This window comes from Prevotella sp. SGI.167 (genome assembly GCF_050313615.1).
GTDB lineage: Bacteria > Bacteroidota > Bacteroidia > Bacteroidales > Bacteroidaceae > Prevotella.
Genome location: NZ_JBNPLT010000034.1, coordinates 23,281 through 29,572 on the forward strand (window position 1 = coordinate 23,281; position 6,292 = coordinate 29,572).

5 protein-coding genes are annotated in these 6,292 nt (G+C 46.5%); all 5 read left to right on the forward strand.

Translation table 11 applies throughout. The features are described 5' to 3' along the window. Nucleotides 1-6 precede the first annotated feature (6 nt). The 5 genes from sufC (at nucleotide 7) to ACQRBJ_RS13535 (ending at nucleotide 6,191) form a co-directional block, all read left to right on the forward strand. A complete protein-coding gene (gene sufC, locus ACQRBJ_RS13515; RefSeq protein WP_441936310.1) occupies nucleotides 7-762 on the forward strand; it encodes a Fe-S cluster assembly ATPase SufC in 756 nt (251 codons plus the stop codon). A 14-nt stretch (nucleotides 763-776) separates the two neighbouring features. Beyond that, nucleotides 777-2,120 carry a Fe-S cluster assembly protein SufD gene (sufD, locus tag ACQRBJ_RS13520; protein ID WP_441931971.1) on the forward strand — a complete coding sequence of 448 codons (1,344 nt, stop codon included), beginning with the start codon at nucleotides 777-779 and terminating at the stop codon, nucleotides 2,118-2,120. A gap of 36 nt (nucleotides 2,121-2,156) precedes the next feature. Further along, nucleotides 2,157-3,371, forward strand: coding sequence for a cysteine desulfurase (locus ACQRBJ_RS13525; protein ID WP_445303912.1), 1,215 nt, complete (start codon nucleotides 2,157-2,159; stop codon nucleotides 3,369-3,371). 90 nt (nucleotides 3,372-3,461) lie between these two features. Further along, nucleotides 3,462-5,552: a hypothetical protein gene (locus tag ACQRBJ_RS13530; RefSeq protein WP_445303913.1), complete on the forward strand. Its 2,091-nt coding sequence runs from the start codon at nucleotides 3,462-3,464 to the stop codon at nucleotides 5,550-5,552. Nucleotides 5,553-5,582: 30 nt separating this feature from the next. Continuing rightward, nucleotides 5,583-6,191 (forward strand): ribonuclease HII, encoded by a 609-nt coding sequence (locus ACQRBJ_RS13535; protein WP_294700346.1) that lies wholly within the window; start codon nucleotides 5,583-5,585, stop codon nucleotides 6,189-6,191. Nucleotides 6,192-6,292: the final 101 nt, after the last annotated feature.

A 6,292-nucleotide genomic window follows, 5' to 3' on the forward strand; every position in this document is an offset into this window, starting at 1 on the left:
AAAATTATGTTAGAGGTAAAGAATCTGCATGCTACTATTGCAGGCAAAGAAATATTGAAAGGTATCAACCTGACTATCAACGATGGTGAGATACATGCTATCATGGGACCTAATGGTTCCGGTAAGTCAACCTTGAGCGCTGTGCTCACAGGTAACCCTCTTTATACAGTAACAGAGGGCGAGGCTATCTTCAACGGCAAGAACCTTCTGGATATGAAGCCAGAGGACCGTGCCCGTGAAGGCTTGTTCCTCTCTTTCCAGTATCCAGTAGAAATTCCTGGCGTATCCATGACCAACTTCATGCGTGCGGCTATCAATGCCAAGCGTGTGTATCAGGGTTTGGAACCATTGAATACAAGCGAATTCATGAAGCTGATGCGTGAGAAGCGCGAGTTGGTGGAATTGGACAGCAAGTTGGCTCGCCGTTCTGTAAACGAAGGTTTCTCGGGTGGTGAGAAGAAGCGCAACGAGATTTTCCAGATGGCTATGCTGGAGCCAAAGCTCTCTATCCTCGATGAAACCGACTCAGGTCTCGATGTGGATGCGATGCGTATCGTGGCTGATGGTGTGAACAAGATGCATACCGACAAGACTTCTGCCATTGTCATCACTCACTACGATCGTCTGCTCGATATGATTAAGCCAAGTGTGGTTCACGTTCTCTATAAGGGTAGAATCGTGAAGACAGCCGGTCCTGAACTTGCCAAGGAGATTGAGGCTCGTGGCTACGACTGGATCAAGGCTGAAGTAGATGAGAAATAATAAGGAGGATGGCTATGCTTTCAGAAAAACAATATTTAGACTTGTATCAGTCTTCTTCGAGAATAATCAAGAAGAACAGTGCTGAGATGCTCAATGCGGTGCGCGATGCTGCGTTTGAGGACTTCCGTCGCCTGGGCTTCCCTTCCCGAAAGGTAGAAAGATACAAGTACACAGATATGAGCGCCATCTTCGAGCCAGATTATGGCTTGAACTTGAACCGTCTGGAAATTCCGGTAGATCCATACGAAGCTTTCCGCTGCGATGTGCCTAATCTGAGCACTTCGCTCTACTTCGTGGTAAACGATGCTTTTTATAACAAAGCATTGCCTAAAGTAGAGCTTCCGGAGGGCGTAATCGTGGATTCTTTGAGCAAGATTGCTGCAGAAAGCCCTGAATTCATCGGGAAATACTACGCTAAGATTGCCAAAACCGACGAAGATGGCATCACCGCATTGAATACATTCCTGGCACAGGATGGCTTGCTGATTTATGTTCCAAAGAATGTAAAGGTAGAGCGAACTATTCAGGTCATCAATATTCTCCGTTCGGATGTTGATTTGATGGTAAACCGACGTGTACTCATCGTGATGGAACAGGGTGCTGAGGCTAAGTTCCTCTTCTGTGACCATGCAGCCGATGACAAGAACTTCCTCGCAACCCAGGTTATCGAGGCATTCGTAGGCGAGAATGCCAGTCTCGACCTCTATTGCCTGGAGGAGACTCATTACAAGAACCGCCGTGTCAGCAACGTGTATATTGAGCAGCAGGCTAACAGCCGTGTAAACCATAACGTCATCACCCTTCATAATGGTATCACCCGCAACCGACTCGACCTCGTGTTCAAGGGCGAGGGAGCCGAATGCTTCTGCAATGGTTGTGTGATTGCCGATAAGAACCAGGTGGTAGATAACAATACGCTCATTGATCATCAGGTGGGTCATTGTACCAGCAACGAACTTTATAAGTATGTGCTCGATGGTGAGGCACGTGGTGCTTTTGCCGGCAGAGTGCTGGTTCGTCATGGTGCCCAGAAGACCACTTCGCAGGAAACTAACCAGAACCTCTGTGCTACGAAGACTGCCCGCATGTTCACCCAGCCGATGCTGGAGATTTATGCCGACGATGTGAAGTGTGCACACGGTAGTACTGTAGGTCAGCTCAACGATGCCGCCCTGTTCTATATGCAGCAGCGTGGTGTGAGCCGTGAGGAGGCTAAGTTGCTCCTTCAGTTTGCATTTATCAACGAAGTCATCGACAAGATGGAGCTGGAGCCATTGCGCGATCGCCTGCATCATCTCGTAGAGAAGCGATTCCGTGGTGAACTCAATAAGTGCGAGGGTTGCAAGCTTTGCAAGTAGATAATATCCTTTTAAAGGAGCTAAGTTCTTAAAACTATGTATGATATCAATCAAGTAAGAGCAGATTTCCCGATTTTATCGAGAACGGTATATGATAAGCTATTGGTGTATTTGGATAATGCGGCAACTACACAGAAGCCATTGTGCGTACTCGATGCCATGCGCGACGAGTATCTCAATGTGAATGCCAATGTGCATCGTGGTGTGCACTATCTCTCTCAGCAGGCTACCGATCTTCATGAAGCAGCCCGTGAGACTGTGCGCAAGTTTATCAATGCGCCGAAGGTTGAGGAAATCATCTTCACCCGAGGTACTACAGAGAGTCTGAATCTTGTGGTTTCATCGTTCTGCGATGCATTTATGAGCGAGGGCGACGAGGTGATTATCTCTACCATGGAGCATCATTCCAATATCGTGCCTTGGCAGTTGCAGGCTGCCAAGAAGGGAATCGCCATCCGTGTGATTCCTATCAATGATAAAGGTGAGATTAACCTCGATGAATTCACCAATTTATTTACCGAACGCACCAAAATCGTGAGCATAGCCCAAGTGAGCAACGTGCTCGGTACGGTGAATCCGGTAAAAAAGATGATTAAGATTGCCCATGAGCACGGTGTGCCTGTGATGGTGGATGGCGCTCAGAGTACTCCTCACTTTGCTGTGGATGTGCAGGACATGGATTGCGATTTCTTCGCTTTCAGCGGTCATAAAATCTATGGTCCTACCGGTATCGGTGTGCTTTATGGCAAGGAAGAATGGCTCGACAAGTTGCCTCCTTATCAGGGAGGTGGTGAAATGATAGAGAGCGTAAGTTTCGAGAAGACTACTTTCGAGAAGTTGCCATTCAAGTTTGAGGCTGGTACTCCTGATTATGTAGCTACCCATGGTCTGGCAAAGGCCATCGATTATGTCTCTGCACTCGGCATGGATAACATTGCCAAGCATGAGCAGGAATTGACCCGTTACTGCATGGAGCAGATGCGAACTATCGATGGAATCAGACTTTTTGGTGAGCAGGAGGGCAAAGATGCCGTTGTCAGCTTTTTGGTTGGTGATATTCATCACATGGACATGGGAACATTGCTCGATCGTCTGGGCATTGCTGTCCGTACCGGTCATCATTGTGCTCAGCCTTTGATGGACCGTTATGGCATTCTGGGAACTGTTCGTGCCAGCTTTGCCTTGTACAATACCAAGGAGGAGGTTGATGCGCTTGTAGCAGGCGTAAAACGCGTTTCTCAGATGTTCTAAAAGCTTTTATATATAATGATTCCCCATTTCTATGATGGAATTGGGGAATTATTGTTTTTATATTAAAATAAACAACCTAAAAACAAACAAATGAAAAGAATATTATTAAGTACTTTTCTGTTGATTTCCTTGAGCCTTTCAGCTCAGAATATTGATAGAAAACAAGTAGTAGAGAGGAATAATCCTCATGTGGTGACGATGGATTCGCTGAATTCCTTGTCTGTGGGTAATGGTGGCTTTGCCATGACTGTAGATGGAACAGGTCTTCAGTCATTCCCTAAGTCTTATTCCAAGGGCGTTCCTTTGGGTACGATGAGCGATTGGGGCTGGCATTCGTTTACCAATCCTGAGAATTATAAACAGGAAGAAAGTTGGCGTTATTATGATTACGGAAGGGGAAGAAAGGAGCCATACGCTACCCAGATAAAGGAAGATAAGAGAAAGAAGGCAGCAGGAGATTGGTATCGTGTCAATCCTCATCGTCTGCATTTGGGTACATTGGGACTTTCTCTGGGGGCTGATCCTAAGAATATACAGCAGGTTAACCAAATTTTGGACATGTGGGATGGAATGATTAAGAGCAGCTTTATTTATCATGGTCGTGCTTATCAGGTGGAGACCACTTGTCATCCTGAGCTGGATATGATTGCTACTCACGTCCAGTCCAAAGGTCCTATCGCATTTGATATCCGTTTTGCTTATCCTACAGGCGGTCATTGTGACGATGCTTGCGATTGGAATAAAGATCATCTTCATTCCACAATGCTTGTTTCACAAGATAAGAATTCTGCCGTATTGAAACGAACTATCGATGAAACCGTCTATTTCGTGATATTGAGATGGCAGGGTATAGCCAAACTCAAGCAGAAAGGCAAGAATTTCTATCAGCTGCAGTCAAAGTCTGCTGACTTGAAATTGACCTGTGAATATGCAGAGCAGTTATCTTCTGAGAGCAAGACTTTTGCTGAGGTTGCGGATGCAGCCAAGGCTTATTGGAATAGCTATTGGCAGAAGGGAGCAATGGTGGATTTCGGACAGTGTAAGGATCCTCGTGCTCAGGAGATGGAGCGCCGTGTAGTGTTGAGCCAATACCTGCTGGCTATTCAGGATGCAGGTGACACTCCTCCACAGGAAACCGGTCTTACTTATAATTCCTGGTTTGGCAAGTTCCATTTGGAGATGATTCTCTGGCATCAGGCACAATTTGCCTTGTGGGGACATCCTGAATTGTTGGAGCGTTCTTTATCCTGGTATTTCAAGGCAGAGCCGAATGCCCGCAAGATAGCCCAGCGACAGGGATTCAAGGGAGTAAGATGGATGAAGATGACCGATCCTGGTGCTGGTGAGGCTCCATCAAGTGTAGGAAGTTTCCTGATTTGGCAACAGCCACACCTCATTTATCTGGCAGAATTGCTTTATCGTGCCAATCCTTCGCCTGCCATCTTGCAGAAATATGCGAAACTTGTCGATGAAACAGCAGAATTTATGGGCGACTTTGCAGAATATGATAAGGAGAAAGACCGTTATATTCTTCGCGGTTGTATTGCTGCCCAGGAAACCTTACCTGCCGCTACAACCGTTAATTCTCCATTCGAGCTCAGTCAGTGGCATTGTGCCTTGAAGATTGCGCAGGAATGGCGTGAACGACTGGGTAAGGCTCGTGATGCTCATTGGGACGATATCATTGCCAAGATCTCTCCTCTTGCATCCAAGGACAGTTTATACCTTGCTGCAGAGACCGAGCCTGATACCTATACCAAGGTTCGCATGTTCAGTGATCATCCAGCCGTGATGGGTGCCATCGGTCTGTTCCCATATAATAGTAGAATGATTGATTTTGCCAAGATGAAGAAGACCGAGCAATGGATTTGGAAGAACTGGAAGTGGAATACTTCCTGGGGCTGGGATTATCCGATGATGGCAATGGGAGCTGCCCGCATGGGAGAACCTGAGAATGCAGTAGGTGCTTTACTGATGCACCAGCAGAAGAATACCTATTTGGTAAGCGGTCATAACTATCAGGATGCCCGTTTGCGCCTTTATCTTCCTGGCAATGGCGGTTTGTTGATGGCTGTAGCCATGATGTGTGCCGGCTGGGACGGCAGTATTCATCCTAATCCGGGATTCCCGCAGGATGGCAATTGGAATGTGAAATGGGAAGGCTTGAAGCCTTTGCTTTAATAATATGATGTATCATCAAGAATAAATAATATGTTGGAAAGTCATTATTATAAGGATATGATAGAGGCTGGCTGTGATGAGGCTGGCCGTGGATGCTTGGCGGGTAGCGTCTATGCTGCAGCCGTCATTCTTCCTCCTAATTATCAGAATGCCGATTTGAACGACAGTAAGAAGCTCACCGACAAGAAGCGCAAGGCGCTCCGTGAGCAGATAGAGCGTGATGCCGTAGCTTGGGCTGTGGGCATTGTTACGCCTGAAGAAATCGATAAAATCAATATTCTCAACGCCAGTTTCCTGGCTATGCACCGTGCCCTGGACCAGCTCAAGGTTCGTCCAGAGGCTGTCATCGTGGATGGTAACCGGTTTAAGCCTTATAAGGATTTGCCTTATACAACCATCGTAAAGGGAGACGGCAAGTATCTGGCAATTGCTGCGGCAAGCATCCTTGCCAAGACCTATCGTGATGATTACATGGATGCGCTGGCAGAAGAATATCCGCAGTACGACTGGAAAGGCAACAAGGGTTATCCTACCAAGAAACATCGTGCTGCCATCAGGGAATTTGGAGTCACTCCATATCATCGCATGAGTTACAATCTTTTAGGTACTGGCGAATTGAGTATAGATTTCAAGGATTAGAGGCTACAGATTTGGTCCTTTAAAACAAAGTCTGTTTTTTCTGTCGATTATTATAAACGAAAAGGAGGTAAATGCCGTCGATTGGTATTTACCTCCTTTTC

Coding starts and splice junctions, on each gene's coding strand:
- ACQRBJ_RS13535 (WP_294700346.1), top strand. CDS start 5,583: ATGTTGGAAAGTCATTATTATAAGGATATGATAGAGGCTGGCTGTGAT.
- ACQRBJ_RS13525 (WP_445303912.1), top strand. CDS start 2,157: ATGTATGATATCAATCAAGTAAGAGCAGATTTCCCGATTTTATCGAGA.
- ACQRBJ_RS13530 (WP_445303913.1), top strand. CDS start 3,462: ATGAAAAGAATATTATTAAGTACTTTTCTGTTGATTTCCTTGAGCCTT.
- sufC (WP_441936310.1), top strand. CDS start 7: ATGTTAGAGGTAAAGAATCTGCATGCTACTATTGCAGGCAAAGAAATA.
- sufD (WP_441931971.1), top strand. CDS start 777: ATGCTTTCAGAAAAACAATATTTAGACTTGTATCAGTCTTCTTCGAGA.